At 36.6% G+C, this 18,791-nt stretch carries 22 protein-coding genes and 1 other RNA gene; 6 read left to right on the top strand and 17 right to left on the bottom strand.

The window, feature by feature from the left end:
* Positions 1-18: 18 nt before the first annotated feature.
* The 4 genes from AC07U8_RS06200 to AC07U8_RS06185 form a co-directional block, all read right to left on the bottom strand.
* The gene (locus tag AC07U8_RS06200) at positions 19-921 is read right to left on the bottom strand and encodes an alpha/beta hydrolase (protein ID WP_034614258.1); all 903 of its coding nucleotides are present in this window, start codon (positions 919-921) and stop codon (positions 19-21) included.
* Positions 905-1,609, bottom strand: coding sequence for a BON domain-containing protein (locus tag AC07U8_RS06195; RefSeq protein ID WP_419262662.1), 705 nt, complete (start codon positions 1,607-1,609; stop codon positions 905-907). The genes AC07U8_RS06200 and AC07U8_RS06195 overlap by 17 nt, the downstream gene beginning before the upstream one ends.
* A 105-nt stretch (positions 1,610-1,714) precedes the next feature.
* Positions 1,715-2,131: a YraN family protein gene (locus tag AC07U8_RS06190; RefSeq protein WP_494737523.1), complete on the bottom strand. Its 417-nt coding sequence runs from the start codon at positions 2,129-2,131 to the stop codon at positions 1,715-1,717.
* A gap of 13 nt (positions 2,132-2,144) precedes the next feature.
* Entirely contained in the window at positions 2,145-3,095 is a 951-nt protein-coding gene (locus AC07U8_RS06185; protein WP_096733564.1) for a penicillin-binding protein activator, read from the bottom strand.
* Between the two features lie 10 nt (positions 3,096-3,105).
* Between AC07U8_RS06185 and rsmI the strand changes: the two genes are divergently transcribed.
* Entirely contained in the window at positions 3,106-3,951 is an 846-nt protein-coding gene (gene rsmI, locus AC07U8_RS06180; protein ID WP_327858373.1) for a 16S rRNA (cytidine(1402)-2'-O)-methyltransferase, read from the top strand.
* A 381-nt stretch (positions 3,952-4,332) separates the two neighbouring features.
* Here the strand turns inward: rsmI and AC07U8_RS06175 are convergent, their stop codons facing one another.
* From AC07U8_RS06175 to AC07U8_RS06150, 6 genes are all read right to left on the bottom strand, one after another.
* Positions 4,333-4,584 carry a hypothetical protein gene (locus AC07U8_RS06175; protein ID WP_004722066.1) on the bottom strand — a complete coding sequence of 84 codons (252 nt, stop codon included), beginning with the start codon at positions 4,582-4,584 and terminating at the stop codon, positions 4,333-4,335.
* A gap of 175 nt (positions 4,585-4,759) precedes the next feature.
* Positions 4,760-5,998: an FAD-dependent monooxygenase gene (locus tag AC07U8_RS06170; RefSeq protein WP_494737522.1), complete on the bottom strand. Its 1,239-nt coding sequence runs from the start codon at positions 5,996-5,998 to the stop codon at positions 4,760-4,762.
* Positions 5,995-7,206, bottom strand: coding sequence for a 2-octaprenyl-6-methoxyphenyl hydroxylase (gene ubiH / locus AC07U8_RS06165; RefSeq protein WP_034614245.1), 1,212 nt, complete (start codon positions 7,204-7,206; stop codon positions 5,995-5,997). Before ubiH ends, AC07U8_RS06170 begins: the two co-directional genes overlap by 4 nt.
* A 308-nt stretch (positions 7,207-7,514) precedes the next feature.
* The gene (locus AC07U8_RS06160) at positions 7,515-8,069 is read right to left on the bottom strand and encodes a GNAT family N-acetyltransferase (protein WP_494737521.1); all 555 of its coding nucleotides are present in this window, start codon (positions 8,067-8,069) and stop codon (positions 7,515-7,517) included.
* 26 nt (positions 8,070-8,095) lie between these two features.
* Entirely contained in the window at positions 8,096-9,418 is a 1,323-nt protein-coding gene (pepP, locus tag AC07U8_RS06155; protein ID WP_494737520.1) for a Xaa-Pro aminopeptidase, read from the bottom strand.
* A gap of 323 nt (positions 9,419-9,741) precedes the next feature.
* Positions 9,742-10,374, bottom strand: coding sequence for a UPF0149 family protein (locus AC07U8_RS06150; RefSeq protein ID WP_004819950.1), 633 nt, complete (start codon positions 10,372-10,374; stop codon positions 9,742-9,744).
* Between the two features lie 64 nt (positions 10,375-10,438).
* Between AC07U8_RS06150 and AC07U8_RS06145 the strand changes: the two genes are divergently transcribed.
* The 3 genes from AC07U8_RS06145 (at position 10,439) to ssrS (ending at position 11,559) form a co-directional block, all read left to right on the top strand.
* Entirely contained in the window at positions 10,439-10,990 is a 552-nt protein-coding gene (locus AC07U8_RS06145; protein ID WP_494737519.1) for a hypothetical protein, read from the top strand.
* 2 nt (positions 10,991-10,992) lie between these two features.
* Positions 10,993-11,277, top strand: a complete 285-nt coding sequence (locus AC07U8_RS06140) for a cell division protein ZapA (protein WP_004819948.1) — start codon at positions 10,993-10,995, stop codon at positions 11,275-11,277.
* A gap of 100 nt (positions 11,278-11,377) precedes the next feature.
* Positions 11,378-11,559: non-coding RNA, 6S RNA (ssrS, locus tag AC07U8_RS06135), on the top strand.
* A 139-nt stretch (positions 11,560-11,698) separates the two neighbouring features.
* On the opposite strand, the gene AC07U8_RS06130 is transcribed toward ssrS, so the two are convergent.
* The 4 genes from AC07U8_RS06130 to AC07U8_RS06115 form a co-directional block, all read right to left on the bottom strand.
* Complete coding sequence (locus tag AC07U8_RS06130; protein ID WP_494737518.1) at positions 11,699-12,025, bottom strand: hypothetical protein; 327 nt, start codon at positions 12,023-12,025, stop codon at positions 11,699-11,701.
* A 539-nt stretch (positions 12,026-12,564) separates the two neighbouring features.
* Entirely contained in the window at positions 12,565-13,029 is a 465-nt protein-coding gene (locus AC07U8_RS06125) for a hypothetical protein (protein WP_494737517.1), read from the bottom strand.
* 233 nt (positions 13,030-13,262) lie between these two features.
* A complete protein-coding gene (locus AC07U8_RS06120; protein WP_494737516.1) occupies positions 13,263-13,478 on the bottom strand; it encodes a hypothetical protein in 216 nt (71 codons plus the stop codon).
* Positions 13,479-13,864: 386 nt separating this feature from the next.
* Entirely contained in the window at positions 13,865-14,773 is a 909-nt protein-coding gene (locus AC07U8_RS06115) for a LysR family transcriptional regulator (protein WP_494737515.1), read from the bottom strand.
* Between the two features lie 97 nt (positions 14,774-14,870).
* On the opposite strand from AC07U8_RS06115, the gene AC07U8_RS06110 reads away from it, so the two are divergent.
* The gene (locus AC07U8_RS06110) at positions 14,871-15,848 is read left to right on the top strand and encodes an alpha/beta hydrolase (protein ID WP_494737514.1); all 978 of its coding nucleotides are present in this window, start codon (positions 14,871-14,873) and stop codon (positions 15,846-15,848) included.
* Between the two features lie 144 nt (positions 15,849-15,992).
* On the opposite strand, the gene AC07U8_RS06105 is transcribed toward AC07U8_RS06110, so the two are convergent.
* Both AC07U8_RS06105 and AC07U8_RS06100 read right to left on the bottom strand, forming a co-directional pair.
* The gene (locus AC07U8_RS06105; protein ID WP_167468933.1) at positions 15,993-16,145 is read right to left on the bottom strand and encodes a hypothetical protein; all 153 of its coding nucleotides are present in this window, start codon (positions 16,143-16,145) and stop codon (positions 15,993-15,995) included.
* Positions 16,146-16,535: 390 nt separating this feature from the next.
* Positions 16,536-16,757, bottom strand: coding sequence for a hypothetical protein (locus AC07U8_RS06100; RefSeq protein WP_004722098.1), 222 nt, complete (start codon positions 16,755-16,757; stop codon positions 16,536-16,538).
* A gap of 505 nt (positions 16,758-17,262) precedes the next feature.
* Between AC07U8_RS06100 and AC07U8_RS06095 the strand changes: the two genes are divergently transcribed.
* On the top strand, positions 17,263-17,433 hold the full coding sequence (locus AC07U8_RS06095) for a hypothetical protein (RefSeq protein WP_004722100.1): 171 nt from the start codon (positions 17,263-17,265) through the stop codon (positions 17,431-17,433).
* A 642-nt stretch (positions 17,434-18,075) separates the two neighbouring features.
* On the opposite strand, the gene AC07U8_RS06090 is transcribed toward AC07U8_RS06095, so the two are convergent.
* Positions 18,076-18,783 (bottom strand): response regulator, encoded by a 708-nt coding sequence (locus tag AC07U8_RS06090; RefSeq protein ID WP_034618127.1) that lies wholly within the window; start codon positions 18,781-18,783, stop codon positions 18,076-18,078.
* Positions 18,784-18,791 lie beyond the last annotated feature (8 nt).

Below are 18,791 nucleotides of genomic sequence, written 5' to 3'. Positions count from 1 at the left end.
AAAAATGCCTAGCGATTGCTAGGCATTTTTCATTGCTTCATTTAAAACCTTAATAATTTCAGGTCGGGTTTTATAGAATCGACTAAACAGACTTGAAACACTGCCCATAATTGAAATATGACCAGTTTTAGGAATCGTGTAAATTTCACAATGATTGCCTTGTTCAAGTAATTGCTGTTTAAAATCTAAAGAGTTTTTGGCTTTAACAATCTGATCATTTTCTGCCAAGAACAAATAATGCTTTACCTCATTTTTTTCAACAAAATAATACGGCATTACTTGTTGATAAGGGATACTTTGATCAAAGGCATTTTCGGCTAAAGCATCGCCTTTATAATCAAAATGATAAGGTCCAGCGATTCCAATCAAAGCTTTAATATTTTGTTTGATGGCCAGTTGGTAGTGCTTAGGATGATAAAGCAAAGACGCAATATTAAATGCGCCTGCTGAATGCCCCATCAAGGCAATTTTATCCATTGAAATACCGAAACGTGCTTGTTGTTGCTCCAAATAATTCAATGCAACAGCAAGATCATCAATATAGCTTGGAAATTTATGCTCAGGTGCCAAATGATAGTTCAGCACTGCCACGTTATAGCCAAAACGGCTAAACGCCTCGCCTACAAATTTATAAGCACTTTTATCGCCATGACTCCATGCCCCACCATGAACAAAAAGAATCAGCGCATTTTGTTGCTTTTTATTAGAAATATATAAATCTAAACGTTGTCTCGCCTTTAAGCCATAGGCAATATTATGCTGAATGGAATAACCCTTTTTAGGGGTCAAGCCATTAATGGTAATACTGCCTAAATCGTATAAACGAAAATCTTGATAGTGCGATTTAAATTGAGATTTTAGGTGTTCAAACTGCTTTCCAAATCTAACTTTTAAAACTTTTAACCTATTGTTGAATAACATTATTATTTGGCTCTGTAGCATTAGGATCAATCGCAACAGGTGTCTGTACATCAGGTTGTTGTACATTATTTACCACAGGTGCTGTGAAAGATGAAGTTTGGACTGAATTATTTGCTTGTTCGATGTTATCAATCAAGGTCACAATTTTAGTCACATTTCCAACTTTTTGTAAAACATCATTTAAATCTGCAATTTCAGCATTGTTTAAACGACCTAAAACATACAACACGCCGTCTTCTGTATGGATCAAGACTTTATTGTCTGAAACTACAGGCGCTTTCATCACTAAACCACGAGTATTCACAGTAACTGATGCATCTTGCATGATGGTGCTATAACCGATTTGATTGCCTACAGTCAGGTAATTATGGACTGCTTTTACATCGCTCATTGCTCGTAGATTATCTTCTGCCAACTGTTTTAAATGTGCATCTGGCACTTGCCCTGTCAGTAACACATTGCTATGAAAACTATTAATATTGACACGAGATTGCTTAAATCGAGCATCCAACTTATACAAGTTGATTTTCGCAGTTCGCTCAATAGAAGAATCAATAAACACTTGTCCTAAAGATCGAACACCACTATCTGTTCCCACTGGTGAAGAACCAGTACCACCTGAGATAAAACTCGCGCAACCAGACAAACTTGCTACACACATCATGGTGATGACAATACGTTTTAACACTCAGCAAGACTCCTATTAATTTCAGCCTGCTAAACAACCCATTTAAACGTCGTTAACATGCTGGAAAATATATTTATTTTTGAAATAACCGTACATGAATTTCAGTCACAGATTAATCAAGTCTGCATCTAAAGTAAATGCATTTTCAATCCAAGATTGATCATAAGAGATTTTACTGAGGTCTTGCTGTACGTTTTTTGCAATTTTATGATGTAAATCAAAACCAATCACATCGAAACGGCAATAATATTGTTCATATTGTGGATATTCTTGTAAAAACTTAAACGCCGTTTTAATCATTTTTTGTTGCTTTGATTGATTTACCGTTTCAAAAGCACGCCCCATTTTTGTCGGGGTCCTTGCTTTCACCTCAACAAAGATTAACTCTTGTTTAGACTGCGCAATAATATCTATTTCACCAAAGCGCGAGAAATAATTCAATTTTACAATCTCGTAGCCATGTTGAAGCAGTAATTTCACTGCTTCTTGCTCCGCCCATTGTCCTAAATTATTTTTTGCCATGAGAAACCTGTCATCACAAAGGCACTAAATTATTTTTTGAGCGTTCAAAACATTGCGGAATACGTTCAACACGATTTCCATCAATTTTAATTTTTCCAGTGCGCCCATTAAAGGTTAAGCTTTTTACATTCGGATCCAAAACAAATTGCTCAGCAATATGCCAAGCATCTCCACCAAAGGCATATAAACGCTGATACGGCAACGAGGTCGGTTTATCTTTATAAGCTTTGACCACATCATCCCATTCGGCGATGTATAAGGCTGGAACATCACAGAATTTCATCCCTTTAGGCAAGGCCTTTTTTTCATCAACAGCAATGGCTTGGGTATAAATTTTTTTCTTCTGTAATTTAGGAAAACTAGTCAACCATTGGTTTGAACCTAACAATAAAATACCCTCTCGATCCGAAATCGACTTTGGCATATGCTCTACAGGATCAACTTCCCCCATATAATTGGCAAATAATGCATTTAAAAAGTTAATAGATTCTGCTTCTGTGCCTTTTTCACGCACCACATAGAGTTTGCTGACTTTATCATGCTGGATATAGTCAAGCAGTGCCAAAGCATCGTCATTTTTAGAAAGGCTATACTGCCAAACACTTTTATAGCTTGGATAAACTTCATTAAGTGCCAATACAGGTACTTTAGGCTTTAAATTAATTAAAGCCTCAACATCAGGACGAGCCAAAGGCCCAATAATCATTTTAGTCTTTTTATTGACATGCTGCTTTAACAGCGCTTTGATGGTCTTTTGATCTGAATCGACAAATTTTAAGGGTATTTCATTCTTTGAGGCCTGCGCGGCACTTAATATTCCTTGTTTAATACTCAAACCCGCTCGCGACATAGGGCCTGTTTCAGGTAATATAACCAGAATTTCTGCGTGAACTTGGATTGTAAATCCAACCATTCCCAACACAACCACTCTTTTAATACTGTTCAACACTAACTTATTCTTCATGGAGACCTTTATGAGTGCTCAATTATTCGTCGTAGCGACCCCAATTGGGCACTTAGATGATATGACTTTTCGTTCTATTGAAGTTTTAAAGTCTGTTTCTGTTATTGCGGCAGAAGATACACGTCAATCTGCTCAATTATTAAAGCACTATAATATCTCAACTCCGCTCACAGCGTGTCATGATCACAATGAAAGTAACAAAATTGATATACTTATTGAAAAATTAAAAAGTGGTCAGAATATTGCGCTGGTTAGTGATGCTGGTACACCATTGATTAGTGACCCGGGTTTTAAATTGGTCCGTGCTGCTCAGGAGAATGGTATTCGCGTCATTCCTGTGCCGGGTGCATGTGCTGCTATTGCTGCGCTAAGTGCGGTGGGTTTACCCAGTGATCGTTTTAGCTTTGAAGGCTTTTTATCATCTAAACAATCGCAACGATTGATTCAATTAGAAAAATTAAAACATGAATCACAAACCATGATTATCTATGAAGCGCCTCATCGTATTTTAGACAGTGTCAAAGATATGGCTAATGTTTTTGGTGCAGATCGCCCTGTTGGTTTTGCACGTGAAATTACCAAAACATTTGAAACGATTAAAAAAATGACTTTGGGCGAGTTGGTGACATTTATTGAAAATGATCGTAATCAGCAAAAAGGTGAAATTGTTTTAGTCATTGGTGGTGCGCCAGATGCCAAAGATCAAGATGTGGAACAAGAGAAATTAGATCAACTTTTAAATCGCTTATTACAAGATTTATCGGTCAAAGCGGCATCACAACTGGCTGCGGATCTAACTGGTATCAAAAAGAAAATCGCTTATCAACGTGCTTTAGAACTGACTAATCAACAATAATTTTATTTCTTGAGTTGAGAAATGCCTGTATAAGCATTTCTCAATCTGCTTTTCTGCAAGTGACTGGTTGTTCTAGTCGCTTTCACCACCAAGCCTTAATCTCTATACGATAAATTTTAATCCTACACTGATCAATCTGGCACGTATAAGCGCTGACACAGATAAACAAATAATTAAAAGTACAAGATTACTGATGATTTACGCAGCCATGCTTTTAAAGCAACTCGCTATCATCAGTCATTTACAAAATGATTATTTTCTTAAAAATTCAAGCGAAAAGGCACAAATAATCATACATTCAGGATTTAGCTTTAAACATCTAAGAAAAAATAGACAGCATCCCAACCAAATTTAAAAAAGCACCTTTCGGTGCTTTTAAAATCAATCTTTAGCAGATTCATCTGGAGGAACTTCGGTAATTCTCCCACCACGCGCTAAAAATGCAGCGACTTCATCTTCCAACGCTTCACGCTGTCTTTTTTTCGCTGTCACGGTGAGTGTTTCAGCTTCAGCTAAATCTGTGTCTGAAACTGTAGAATCACTTGCCGCAGCGCCTTTTTCAGCCGCTTTAGCTTCATCATCGTCTACTGCATGATCTTCTGAATTATCATCATAATCATTTGTATCTGTCATCTTTAACTCCCCATCAATGACGTCAATGTACCATCCGAAAAATGGTGATGTTTTACAGAGAAATGTATCAAGCTCTTCGCCATTCGACTAGTATCTAGATACACAAAATCGTGTTTTTTTTCATCAAATTCGTAATGTTGTTTAAATGATTGGTTAAAAAATATCAGAAATCCAATTAAATGGCATATTGCGTGCTTTTTAAAGTTGCCAGCCCATTGGCTTGTGCTATAAATTGATCTTTTAAAAATGGCATATTTTCAACTTGTTTTAAGCCAAAGTTACGCGCCCAAACCAATGGAAATATTTCCGCAGTTTCTACAAAACCAATCATCGACATGCTATGCATCATGGCATCATTTTGCCCTTTGCGTTGGTGTTCATAACGCTTTAAGGTTTGTTCATGTGCCCATACGCCACGCTGTTTATCTTTAAGTAATACATCACACAGAATAGCAGCATCTAAACACCCGATATTTACGCCTTGCCCAGCTAAAGGATGAATTACATGCGCTGCATCACCAATCAAGGCCAGCCCATCTTTTACATAACGTTGTGCCGCACGCGCCTTAAGTGGAAATTGAGCCCGTGGTGTCGCTTCAACGATCTTACCCAACATATGATGACTTTCACGTGTCAGTAATTCACAAAAATCAGCATCATCTAAGCGCGCATATTCTTCTGCATAATCATCAGGTAAGGTCCAAACGATTGAAATCCAGTGTTCAGCTTGTTCTGGCTTTAAACTCGCCATCGGTAAAAATGCCAATGGGCCTGTCGGATGGAAAATCTGACGAGCCACATATTGGTGTGGTTGTGTGGTACGAATCGCACAGGTCAAACCTGCCTGTTGATAATCTAAAACATCAAGATCGATAAATGCTTGATCACGCACAAATGAATTTGCACCATCTGCACCAATCACTAACTTGGTCTTTAGCTCAGTCCCATCTGCAAGTTTAATGATCCAGCAGCCTACACCCTGCTCTACTCGCACAACTTTAACTTGAGTACGATAATCTTGCAGTTGCTCCAACATTTCCTGTTGGATGGCAAGGTTTAATAAACTTGGTTCAACCATTGAACCTAAGCTTTGCTCAGCTGTGGGAAAGTTTTCTGAGGCTTGCCCAAAGTTAATTTCACCATAGCCATTTTTATTCCAGACTTGCATGCCTGTATAAGGCATTTGGCGAGCGATTTTTTCCCACACATTCACCGTTTTTAACAAGTGAATCGTGGCTTGGCTCAGCGCTAAAACCCGCGGATTAGCAACATCTAAAGTCTTTTCAGCATCTAAAATAGGGGCTGCATCTAAAACAGTGGCTTGCACACCACCTTTTGCTAGAAGTAATGCGGTTAAGCCACCCACCAGACCACCACCAACAATCACCACATCTAACATATCTTGCTGTGTCATGCTTTTAATCCCATCGCATAATTGGCAACCAAAGGTTTAATCCCCGGAATCACATCAAAAGCCACCAAGCCAGTATTACGCAATAATTTCAAGACTGGATTTTGATTACTAAATCCACGCACTACAGAATCACAAAATTTAATCACACGCTGCTGATCAGTTAAGCGAGATTGTTCATAGGCCTTTAACATCTCAGGTTGACCAATATCATCAGATTGCGCAATTTGCGTTGTGATATAACGCATCAGCACATCTGCATCACGCATACACAAGTTAAAACCTTGCCCAGCAACAGGATGAATGGTATGTGCAGCATTGCCCATCAAAATTACCCGACCCACCGCTTGTTTTTCAGCAAGTACTTGTGCCAATGGGAAGCTAAAACGTTTGCCTGTTTTTTGGAATTTTCCTGCACGATCACCATAAGTTTGCTGTAAAGCATCGAGGAAATGTTGGTCATTTTCATCACCTAACCATTCATCTTCTGTGCCTTTTTTCACTGGCCAAACCACTGAACGACGACATTCCCCAGGCAGTGGAAGCAATGCCAATGGACCTAAATGGCTAAAGCGTTCAAAGCCCACTTGATGATGTGGTTTAGAAGTTTGTACTGTTGTGACAATTGCCACCTGATCATAATCATGTACATCCACACCAACACCTAAAGCTTGGCGGCAGAAAGAATCACGACCGTCTGCAGCAATCAACAGTTTGGCTTTAAGTGAATGGGTATATTCTTCACCACGATTGGCTTCAACATATACATAGTCACCCTCTTGTTTTAGTGAGGTGACTTGTACACCGTCAATCAATTCAATTAAAGCTTGCTGGCGAACTTGAGTCAGTAGTACACGGCCTAGCCATGCATTTTCGATCACTTGCCCAAAACTTTCGACTTTTTCTTGATCTGCGACTAAGCGTGCCTTACCAAAACTGCCTTGTTCAGTGATATGCACTTCGAGAATAGGAGTCGCATGTTCTTGTAAGGCATCCCAAAGACCAAGTTTTTGATAAATTTGTACGGTACGACGTGACAGTGCGGTATTCCGTGCATCAAAACTGGAATGGTAAGGTGCAAGATTGGCATCATCATAATTTGGATATTTCACAGCCTCTAAAAGCTTTACCGCAATATTGGCTTTTGCCAACATTAGAGCCAAGCTCAGCCCAACCATTCCACCGCCGACGATGATGACTTCTTGTTGCATGCTTTTATCCTTTCTATATGTGATTCAGCGTACTGAATACTTATAATCTTGATTGATTTCATATTACATCAAGCAAAGTCATTTTTATATTGAAATAGGAAATTGTTGGCTGTATTTGTACTGAATCAATACGCTATTTTTAACATAAGTATGAAAAATGAGAATTTCAGTCAAAGAATTAAGAGTGTTATTTAGCTCGACCGATATGGCACTTTAAAGGTATTGTTTAAATATGCAGCATCAATAAAAGTACTGACTCATTACTTGAGTATTGTTATTTGTAAACTTACTTGACTGGCATCTATTTTTTAATTGATTTCAATCATAAAAGCTAGACAATCTCTCTGATTATCTCCCAAAGCTGGAAATATAGCCCAATGCTTTAACAAGGTTGTTTCAGTAAATCCTGTTTCAATCAGAACGTTTCGTGATTTCAAATTTTCTGCATCACAAAAAGTCTCAATTCTTTTAAGCCTACTGTTATTTTTTAAATAGACAATGACAGCAGTGATTGCTTCCCTCATAAAGCCCTGCCCTTGAAATTTACCTCCAAGCCCAAAATGAATTTCACCATGATCTCCTTTGTGAATAAACATCACAAGCCCCATGGCTAAATTGGTTTTGCGCTCACCAATAATCCAAGCAAAATCTTTATCATTATTTTCCCATTTTGTACCACTCCAATTTTCAAACATACACTTGGTTTGCTCAATATTGGCATGTGGTCGCCTTTGTAAGTATTTCGAAGACTCCCTGTCTCCGCAATACTCATGAAAAAGTGAGATTTCATCACCGTGAACAAACTTGCGTAAAATCAAACGATTTGTTTCTACTGGCTTAGCTAAAACGGTGTAAGTATCCATACATACTCACCTTTCAAATTAAAAACTTATACTGACTTTGCCATCAATGCTTCAATATCTTCAATCGATTTCACCACATTTTTGGTCAAGACCAATGGCCCCTGTTCAGTTGCAACCACATCATCTTCAATCCGAATACCGATACCACGCCATTTTGCATCCACTGTTTCATCATCAGGTGCGATATATAAACCTGGTTCAACAGTAACAACCATACCCTGCTCATAGCTACGCCATTGACCATTTTCATCTTTATATGCGCCAACATCATGCACATCCATACCGAGCCAATGCCCTGTACCATGCATATAAAACTGACGATAGCCTTCAGATTCAATAATTTGATCAACATCACCTTGCATAATACCAAGCTTGACCAAACCTTCTACCATGATGCGTACTGCAACATTATGCGGTTCTTTATAAGAATGACCGATTTGAATTGCATCAATCGCAGCAATTTGTGCATCTAAAATAATTTGATATAGCGCTTTTTGTTCAGGGCTAAACTTACCATTTACAGGAAAAGTACGAGTGATGTCTGAGGCATAGCATTCATACTCAGCAGCCGCATCAATCAACACCAAATCACCATCTTTTAGGGGTTGGTTGTTCTCAACATAATGTAAAATACAGCCATTTTTTCCACCACCCACAATACTGTTATAAGCAGGAACACAACCACTCTGACCAAAGATATAATTCAACTCAGCTTCTAAAGCATATTCCATCATGTCAGGATGAACTTTTTGCATGGCACGCGTATGCGCATCTGCGCTGATATTTGAGGCAATTTGCATCAATTCAATTTCTTGATCGGACTTATGCAAACGCATTTCATCTAAAATTTGATCAAGTTGAATCAACTGCGATGGAACGCCAAAACCACGTCCAGATTCATTGGCTTTAGTGATCCAAGTACTGACCTTGGCATCAAAATCTGATCGTTGACCAATACGATAGAATAATTTTTCTTTATTTAAAATTTTAGCAATAATTTCTTCGTCAAGCAGATCAATCGCATAAGCTTCATCTGCTTCATAATCATCAACCGCACCATCAATTCCAGCGCGGTAACCATTCCAAATTTCCATCTCGCGATTACGTTCACGACAGAACAAGCTATAGATATATTCCTCACCAGTTTCATCTGTCTCTATGACTGCAACTGCTTGTGGCTCTGCGAAACCGGTTAAATAGAAAAAGCTACTGTCCGTACGAAACTTATAATCAGCATCTCGGTTACGCATGACTTCTGGACTGGTTGAGATAATTGCAATGCTATTGGGACCCATTTGTTCAGCGAGGCGGTCACGACGTTCCTGAAAATCTGCTTGAGTTAATTTCATTCTCTATTCAGCTTGTATTTCAGATGATTAATTTGGAAGAAGCTTTAACTTACAATTACGCTTAGATGAATGCAAATACAGATGACTCAATATTTGCATATTTTAAAATAATTTTATTATTTCTCTTGCTCTACGCTAAATCGCGACAACAGAACAAGCAAATCATTCCAAATTAAAAAAATTTAACCCTTTACATCACTACTTTATTCAACTTCGATGTTCTTAAAGCGAATAAAAAAGCACTGTAAAGGGCGCTGTAAAACTGGCTGCTCATCAAACATAGATGTTCTCAAAGTTTAAGTTTCTTAGCTTTTTTCTTAGTTTTAGCTTGGGCGATGTGGAGTAAACATCTCTACAACATTGTTACTTTCAGAAGCATCAATTGCTTGTTTCATTTTGCTATGAAAATTTTGCAATAAAGGGCTTTCAGATACTGGAACTTTTTTTCGTCCCATTGATAATGACACAGGGATCAAGCGTACAAATTCATACAACTCAAGATAGCTTGCTTCGCCCTCATCATCATCATCTGATTCATCAAACTCAACAGACGCGACATCTTGTAAACTTTCAATGAGTTCTTGTTCATCTGCGCGAATATGCCCAGAAGCCAAACCAAAGCCAAGCACAACCCCTGCACACCAATCTGCCAGTGATTGCACACGCTCAGCCAATGTATGCTCATCATCTGGAAGCATTGGAAGATAGTCTAAATCATCATCTGAAAGTGCATGTGATACGTCCTCGGCTTCATCAGACAATAGTGCAAGCGCTTCATCGTCTAATTTTGGCACATCAAGCGTAGATAAAATTTGTAACCATTCATCTCGAGTCGGAACTTCAGTAACACAAACTATACCTGTCAGTAAGCCATGTAACTCACTCGGGCTTGAAATTTCCTCAATCCCCTCAAAATTTTGATTCCAATCTGACCAACCTGAAATATCGTCTTGCATTCGTTTATCCAATCTCTATACTTCTGTATATATTACCTTTGATTGCAAATCTGTGCGACCCGTTATGTTAGAACAATTACAGCGTCTACAGACGCATATTGGTGTTTTAAAAACACGAATTGAAACTGTTGAGAAAGAAAATGCATCGCTGTTAAAAGAAAAGGATAACAGCGAAGAGCAATCTCATGCTCAAATTAGCCATAAAAATAGCATTATCACCCAAAAACAAGATGAAATTGATACGCTCACTGAGCAACTCTCTCAGTTACAAAATCAGTTTCAACAGCTCAATACAGATGCCACATCTTTAGCTGAGCGTTATGGGCGTTTGGAAAAAAGCTGTACCGATTTAAAAAATCGTTTTCAGGAAATTTTGGCTGAACGTAATGAATTGCGTGTGGTTAAAGAAAAAATGGCAAATGAGCAGCGCCATCACTTACAAGACATCAAAGGTCTTCAAGATGAGCGTGAACGTTTAATTCAAAAAAATGAACATGCCAAAACAAAAGTGGAAGCCATTATTCAACGCCTTTCGATTTTAGGGTCTGAACAAGATCATCATGCGCAAGAAATCCAACAGCTTGCTCATCCATCAGAGTCTAATGAGGAAGTATGAGTATGACTGAACATGTGACTGTAGAATTACGCTTAATCGAACAAAGTTTCCGTTTAGGCACCACAACAGATAAGCAACCAGAACTCGAACGTGCTGGTCGACTTTTAAATGAAAAGTTTCAAGAATTCCGCCGTAAAGCACCCAATGTTGAACACAATAAATTGGTGATCATGGTGGCTTTAGAACTGATGCAAGAAGTTTTAGGCATGAATAAATCGTTACAAGAATATGCACAATGCGAACGTTTATTAGCGACCATGTTAGAAGATGTTGAAAAAGCGGGATAAACCGCTTTTTTTTCGTGCAATTGATTGGTTTTTTTATGCTGTATTTATAAATTATGAGCATTGGTGATTTGCCACAATCTCCAAATTATGTATACTTAATACAACTCTAGGGTGTTCGCCAGTACGTCTATTCCCCTGCCGATACTTAAACTTATGGATGTGTTCTGTATATTTTGAGTGTATGCCCACCTTGAGTGGGAAACCCATTAAGTGTACGTCGCGTCCACCTTGAACTCATCGGGTTCAGGGTAACGACCATGCAGCGGCATCTCTGGAGTGTTTTATTTTTAAATTCTTATAAAATAAAAATTATAAAGATACGCGGGAATCTATATTTGATTACATTTCCAAAAATATAGCCCTACCTATAGGTTATAGCGAAACAACAATCTTATTCTCTTTGATCCACGCGATAAACTGATTAAGTCGGACCTGCACCATCATTCAAAAACTGAACTGATTCCAAACACAATTTTTTCCATTCAGCTGCAAATTCTTCTTCTGCTTTTTGTTTACCTAAATTTGTGGCGTACACGGGTTTTGATTCTGCATCAGCAATGATGACTTCTAAATTTTTTGCATTATTACTTAGTTCGCCTTTTAAATTAAATGCTGTATTTAAATCAACACCAAACTGTCTTAACTGCATGATCATTCCAGCGCTTTCTGCAATAATTTTGCAATGATCTATTTGATTTGCATAAATTTGCGGGCTAAATGATAAAAGCAATAAAATTCTCAATTTCATTTTTATAGTCCTTAGAATTTTTCTAATTACATTGATTATATACATAGAGTTCATCTAGCGCCATGCTTCCAAACGATCTACTAAAATCACAAACATCATTGTTTACACACGATATAAATTAGATATTTATTTTTATTGAATAGTATAATTTCTTTTCATTATTCTATTAAAACCTATAAATCTGCATCATCCAACTTCACATCCACTAGAGCTAAAATATCGCTATGCCCTATACAAGCTCGATACTTCAAACTTATGTTACTGCCTCTGAATTGCTATAAATCATCTAAGCCTAAGAAAAATATAGAAACAATACCAATCCAAGAGCAATCAAAGATATGATTAGCCATACATTTATACAATTAAAGCTTTTGATGAAATTCCACATTTTGCTATCCCTTAGAAATGGCTAAGGAATTCTACTTTTTGGGGTTAATTTAAAAATTATAAATTAGTCTGAGCTACAAAAAATTCGACTGTACAATAAGTATTTAAATATATAGTAATTATCCCAAGGTATTCATTTAAACACCTAATATCTATAAACATTCTTTATAGTTCATTGTGAAACTTTTCAAAAACTCACCTTTAGCATTATTTAATTGATAAACAATATTGCCTTGTGTTGTTTTTTTAAATACTTCAGACTCAAATAAATCACTTTTACTACAGATGTTATTTTTGGACAGATTTTTATACTTGTTTTCATCAAATTTCTCTCTTAGATCTTTTGTAGACTCAATACTCTTTAAATCAGAGACAATCAACAATTCATTGCTAGTCAATCTAATTCTAGAAATGTTTGTTAAATCATCTGATTGATTGGGCTTAATTCTCGAAAAACTGTGATTAATCGCTTTGACTAAACCATTATACAATTCGAGATTGATGATATTGAACTGATCATCAACTGCACCGGCTTGCAAAAAAGGTTCGTCTAATGGGCTTTGCGCTTTCAATTCAACACATAGTAAAAAACTGAGTATAAACAATAAATATCGCAATGTGGTTCTCCTCATCAACGATCCAGTTGTTGAAGTAAAATACTGCAAATACAAGTTTAAGCTAGAGCATAACTGGGCTCACTATACCTGTATACCGTCAAAAACTTGTTGGTGTCACTGTCTATATCCCTCCTAAATTCATTAAAAGATAAAGTTAGATAACTTAACAGGTTCAAAATCAATTCTTTCATACAGTAAAAAAGCCCACCTTTCGATGAGCTTAGATTTAAAAATTATGAGTTGTTCCACTCACTAGATTGAACACCTAACTCATCATCACCAGTCATCAAAACTGCTGTTAAAATTGGAACTGCTAAAATAACTGGGAAAAGCACAATCCATAGGTCAATGGATAACTGATTCGAAAAAACAAAATGGATCACGATCGCAATTAAAGTCAATATTCCAAATAAAATACTTGCGAATCGAGTGGCAAATTTTAAAAGCATTTTTTATTCCCCTTGTAATTAAAAATTTTACTTTAATAGTTATGTCCTATTTTTAGAAATTAAGCAAAGCACTTTGAGATAAAATTGTCACTGTTTTGCGATATATTTTTAAAAACCTTAAAAAATGTATGGATTTATATAAAAGCTAGTATTTTTTTAATTTTTTACTATTTCCTTATGCCTAAAATGTAATAAACCCATATCTAAAATGTAAGCGGCTCAGCCACGTTTTACATTCAATTGAATCTCCATCTGGAATGGAAAGTTCGTTTTGAAATGATTCGTTATTTCTGTTTAGATCGCTTGATATAGGCAAATAAGTTGAATTCGAAAATGAACTTTTTAGCCAAGCTTTTTGCAACTTTTGGAAATGGACATAATGAATATCAATAGCTTGATGAATCACGAATCATATTGATCAGTGCCTTAAGTGTAGTGGATACATGACGATAGCCTGGATAATAAAGGCTAAGACCACGATACACTGGGCTAAATTTTTCCAAAACAATACTTAATTTCTGATTTTCCACAGCATTTTTCACCAAATGATCGGGTACAAATGCGATACCAATACCATCTATTGCAGCATCAACCATTAATGTTTGATCTGTAAGTGTTAAAGGTCCTTTGACATCTATCTTTTCAATAATGCCTTTCATATCAAATTCCCAGCGAAAAATTAAGCCACTATCAAAACGGAAACGAATGCAATCATGTTCATAAAGATCATGCGGAACAAGTGGCGTAGAATTTTTTAATAAATAGTCTGGGGATGCGACAGCAACAAAGCGTGCGGTTTCAGTCAAACGGATTGCAACCATTTCTTTAGGTATATCGTCTGCAAGGCGTATGCCTGCATCAAAATTTTCCTCAACAATATTGGTTAATTTACCATCACAAACAATATCTAAATGAACCAATGGATAACGTTGTAAGAACTTTTTAAGAATAGGTTTTAAAACCAACCTAACCGCCCCTTCACTGGCATTGATTCTAAGTACACCACTCGGCTGATCTCTAAAATCATCTAAATGATTTAGCGCATTTGAAATATTTTCCATGGATGGTCGAAGTGAATGAACTAATTGGATTCCGGCATCAGTCAAAGAAACACTGCGTGTGGTTCGATTAAAAAGCCGAACATTTAAGCGGCTTTCCAAACCTTTTATGGCATGACTAATTGCTGAAGGTGTGACGTTTAACTCAACCGAAGCTGCACGGAAGTTCCGATGAGAGGCCACAGATAAAAAAATTGTTAAAGCAAAGAGTTCACCGCTTTTCAATTGATGAGCCATTTTCACTATTCTATAAAGTTTTATGAGATTGTTCTCAATAATATATTTATATAGGCTGAATGGGTACTCAAAATTAATGACGATAAGGAAAATTACAATGCCCAAACATGGTAACTATGCTGTAGAAAAAATAACATTTGATTCACATGGTGATACAGTGGTTGGCGATTTATATAAGCCAAATACCGATGGGAAACTCCCCGCTGTTATTATTCTTGGGCCATATTCTTTTCAAAAAGAACAGGCACCCACTCAGTATGCGACACGTTTAGCAGATGAAGGCTTTATTACCCTCGCATTTGATCCAAGAACTGTTGGTGAGAGCCAAGGCATGCCACGTCGCCTTGAAAATCCAAAAATGAAAAATGAAGATGTCATTGCTGCAATTGATTACATCTTTACCCGTAACGATGTCGATACCGATAAAATATTTCTATTAGGGGTTTGCCAAGGTGGACCTGAAATGCTGGATATCGCATCTTATGAAGCGCGTGTTAAAGCCGTTGTTTCTGTTACTGGATATTATCGAGATAGAGAAACTGATTTATTTATGCTTGCGGCAGGTGTGACAGAAAATCCATTTGATATTGAATCTGCACCAACAATCCAAGAATTAGAAGCCTTATTAGCAATTCGTTTAAAGAAAGCACAGGATGCCAAAGTTCTTTACGAGACAACAGGTGAAGTGATCTATCAGCCACTCGTATCGCCAGACCTCGGTGATCGCGTCAAAGGCTCAAATGCAGGCTTACCTGGTCCAATTATATGGAGTTGGTATGGAGCATGGACGCTAAAAAACTGGGAGAATCGCTACGCAATTATGAGTGATCTTGATCATTTTTCTTATTCAACTGTAGCTGGCGTTGCAAAACTAAAGAAACCCGCGCTTATCATTCATTCGGATACCTGTATGAATCCAGCAGCGGCTCGTCGTCATTTCGATTCAATTCCAACATCAGATAAAATGCTTATCTGGGAAAATGGAACCAACCATTTCCAGTATTACGAGCAACCCGATATTGTAGACAGAACAGTTGCACATGCGACAAATTGGTTTTATCAACATCAAAATTAAGATCAAATACGCTATCGTTTAATATTATAAAAAGTCCTTTAAAGAGCTTTTATCACTGTATCGACAATCAGTTAAGCATGATTAAGTTTTACGATTGCCATACCCATATTAAAAAACCACCGAATCGGTGGTTTTTCATTAAATTTAATGTACTGCTTCTGCTGAGGATTCTTTATGCTCATCATCTTTGGTTTTGGCTAAATTTTTACCCTTGGTTTTCTGAGGATTATTTTTATGTGACTGATAGTAGCAAGCAATTGCGATTCCAGTCCCTAATAATGCTACGGTCTTTAACATGATATACCTCATACTGAATTGAATAACGTCTATTAGGAATAACATTAAATTTCCAATAAAGTATTTCGATATGTGAGTTATGCAAGTTTATGTGAAACTTTATTACATTTGATTTCAAAGTTTCAAATAAATCATCGAAATTTCAGTGTTATGGCTGATTTAATCTATTTCGGTATTTAACCAAACAGTCACATGGTAAGTTTTTATTATGAGATTTTAATTCCATTTAATCATTTTAAAATTATCGAGTATTGATCAATCAACACAGATCAGAAATCATTCTTTAACTTTCTATACCTTTTATATTACCTTTTATATTACCTTTTATTTTCGTTCAGCCATATAAAAAGCCCATCTTACGATGAGCTTTTCTAAAACATTGATTACGATTTATATCGCAATACGATAAAGTTGATTTTGATTAAGATAGAAAGATGAACCATCAATATTAAATTGACGATCGTCACCAGATTCTAATTCAATCTTTTTCCCTACTTCGACCCAACTCATACCAGTACGGTTGCTTTGTTGTCTTTTTAAAGGAACGATCTTTACGCGAATTTCATCGCCATTTACTGCAGAGGCTATTGTCCAGCCATTTAAAATATTCATTTTTTCACTCAATTGTTTTGAGCTTTTGCAAACAGAGAAGTATTTAACTATTAAGACCAACAGATATATTTTTGGAACTAACGATAAGAAGGCATCTAACCTTAATTTAAACTTTTGATATTTACATCAGCTTGATATTGCAGAAGTCAGAGTTGAAGCCAACCTTCAAGTCTTGCTTATATATTAAGCACATCTGCTTTAGTATTTTTCATAATACGCTCATTCAGCAGATTATGCAACTTAAATAACATTTGATTATTTTAAATTAAAAGTTCTTCTTTATATAATGGCTTTGTGATGTTTATGTACAGGCCTATATTGAGTGATTATTTATATCACCATTTAAAACAACACAATACAAACATTTGATATTTTTATAAATATATTTTGTCGATATAAACTCAGTTTAGCCAACATATCTCCACATATGGCTCTCACAACTACCTTAATGTAAGTGGATTAAAAGGCTATTATCCAGACTCACTTCACAGTTAAGAAGATTATAATGTCATTTAAAAGTTTTTCGCAAAATTCGGCTCAAGCAAATTCTGATACTAAAAACGTTGAGCAAACTCCGCCTAAAGATGCGCCACAAGCAACTCCTGGTGCTACACCGCCTAATCCAAATCAGGACAATAAAGAGGTTAAGCAACCTGATACAAATAAGCCTAAATAATACCAAGGTCATTTGATATTTCATAAATGGCTTAGCTTGTAGGCTAAAATTCAACAGACCTTAAAGCTTAATCTATAAAGACTTACCGATGTTTGGTAAGTCTTTTTCGTTGTTGCTTATATAAATTCAGACTGTATCAACTCAAAATATTCATTTTCTTCATGATGTAAAAAAAGCCCACAATAGTGCGGGCTTTTATAGATCGGCATGCTGCGATCTCATGCTCGGCGTTAACTGCTTAGGTTTTAAATCTATTTAGAGGGAATACGCAATTCCTGTAACAACCTAAACACTTCCGTTTCGCTTACGGATTCGATCAAAGCTAAGTTAACACAGATCAGCAGATGAAAGCGGATAAAATATATTTGATTACGCTTTATTTATTCAATCCTCACAATTCTAAATTCAAATCATAAAGTCTTATCCATATAAGGCCAAAATTCTTAGTGAAATTTAAAATACAGGTGCTCGTTCAAGCCAGAATAAATAACATAACCAATTGATTTAAGATAAAAAACCTATTGATTTCCAGCATTTAAATGCCCCAACTCTACCTTTTGCAAAGAATGCTTTATTTTAATATTAATGATCCACTGTAAAACCATTAAAAGAGCAATGATCTCAAAAAGGATTTAGCCATGCTTAGCCTACAAAGCGTAAGCCCACGCCTGGTTCAGTCACAATATATTTGGGTTGTACCGCATTATCATTCAGTTTTCCACGCAATTTGGCCACTAAAATTCTTAAATAGTGGGTATCTTCCTGATGAGTAGGCCCCCATAAATCACTGAGAATTTGTGGTTGAGTAATCAACTGCCCTTTATGTTGCGCCAATAAAGTCAGCAGTTGATATTCCTTACGTGTCAGTGAAATCAGTTGTTGGTTAAGAAATACCTGTCTTTGGGCAAAATCAATTTTTAAAAATCCATCATCAAAAAAAGCGGACTCTACAGCAATATTTTGAAATTGTCTGAGTAATACACGGATTCGCGCCATCAGCTCCTGAACACTAAAAGGTTTCGTCACATAATCATTGGCGCCAGCATCCAGTAATTTAACTTTTTCCTCCTCATTAGAACGAACCGACAAAACAATCACAGGGACATGTGACCACGCTCGCAATTCAGACAAAACTTCTAAACCATCTAAATCAGGTAGCCCTAAATCTAAAATAATTAAATCAGCACCTTGCAAAGCCAAAAGCTCTAAGCCCTTTTGACCATTTTCAGCCAGTAGGGTTTTATACCCTTGTGCCCTAAGTGCAATATCGAGAAACTTACGAATTTGAGTTTCGTCATCAATAATCAATACATTGGTCATGGAACTTGTCGATACATTATGTTCTGGCATGCTATTTC

This window comes from Acinetobacter sp. GW821-FHT01E09 (assembly GCF_059422385.1).
This window is presented reverse-complemented; position numbering and strand designations above follow the sequence as displayed.

Coding starts and splice junctions, on each gene's coding strand:
- AC07U8_RS06200 (WP_034614258.1), bottom strand. CDS start 921: ATGTTATTCAACAATAGGTTAAAAGTTTTAAAAGTTAGATTTGGAAAG.
- AC07U8_RS06190 (WP_494737523.1), bottom strand. CDS start 2,131: ATGGCAAAAAATAATTTAGGACAATGGGCGGAGCAAGAAGCAGTGAAA.
- AC07U8_RS06185 (WP_096733564.1), bottom strand. CDS start 3,095: ATGAAGAATAAGTTAGTGTTGAACAGTATTAAAAGAGTGGTTGTGTTG.
- rsmI (WP_327858373.1), top strand. CDS start 3,106: ATGAGTGCTCAATTATTCGTCGTAGCGACCCCAATTGGGCACTTAGAT.
- AC07U8_RS06175 (WP_004722066.1), bottom strand. CDS start 4,584: ATGACAGATACAAATGATTATGATGATAATTCAGAAGATCATGCAGTA.
- AC07U8_RS06170 (WP_494737522.1), bottom strand. CDS start 5,998: ATGACACAGCAAGATATGTTAGATGTGGTGATTGTTGGTGGTGGTCTG.
- ubiH (WP_034614245.1), bottom strand. CDS start 7,206: ATGCAACAAGAAGTCATCATCGTCGGCGGTGGAATGGTTGGGCTGAGC.
- AC07U8_RS06160 (WP_494737521.1), bottom strand. CDS start 8,069: ATGGATACTTACACCGTTTTAGCTAAGCCAGTAGAAACAAATCGTTTG.
- pepP (WP_494737520.1), bottom strand. CDS start 9,418: ATGAAATTAACTCAAGCAGATTTTCAGGAACGTCGTGACCGCCTCGCT.
- AC07U8_RS06150 (WP_004819950.1), bottom strand. CDS start 10,374: ATGCAAGACGATATTTCAGGTTGGTCAGATTGGAATCAAAATTTTGAG.
- AC07U8_RS06145 (WP_494737519.1), top strand. CDS start 10,439: ATGTTAGAACAATTACAGCGTCTACAGACGCATATTGGTGTTTTAAAA.
- AC07U8_RS06140 (WP_004819948.1), top strand. CDS start 10,993: ATGACTGAACATGTGACTGTAGAATTACGCTTAATCGAACAAAGTTTC.
- AC07U8_RS06130 (WP_494737518.1), bottom strand. CDS start 12,025: ATGAAATTGAGAATTTTATTGCTTTTATCATTTAGCCCGCAAATTTAT.
- AC07U8_RS06120 (WP_494737516.1), bottom strand. CDS start 13,478: ATGCTTTTAAAATTTGCCACTCGATTCGCAAGTATTTTATTTGGAATA.
- AC07U8_RS06115 (WP_494737515.1), bottom strand. CDS start 14,773: ATGGCTCATCAATTGAAAAGCGGTGAACTCTTTGCTTTAACAATTTTT.
- AC07U8_RS06110 (WP_494737514.1), top strand. CDS start 14,871: ATGCCCAAACATGGTAACTATGCTGTAGAAAAAATAACATTTGATTCA.
- AC07U8_RS06105 (WP_167468933.1), bottom strand. CDS start 16,145: ATGTTAAAGACCGTAGCATTATTAGGGACTGGAATCGCAATTGCTTGC.
- AC07U8_RS06100 (WP_004722098.1), bottom strand. CDS start 16,757: ATGAATATTTTAAATGGCTGGACAATAGCCTCTGCAGTAAATGGCGAT.
- AC07U8_RS06095 (WP_004722100.1), top strand. CDS start 17,263: ATGTCATTTAAAAGTTTTTCGCAAAATTCGGCTCAAGCAAATTCTGAT.
- AC07U8_RS06090 (WP_034618127.1), bottom strand. CDS start 18,783: ATGCCAGAACATAATGTATCGACAAGTTCCATGACCAATGTATTGATT.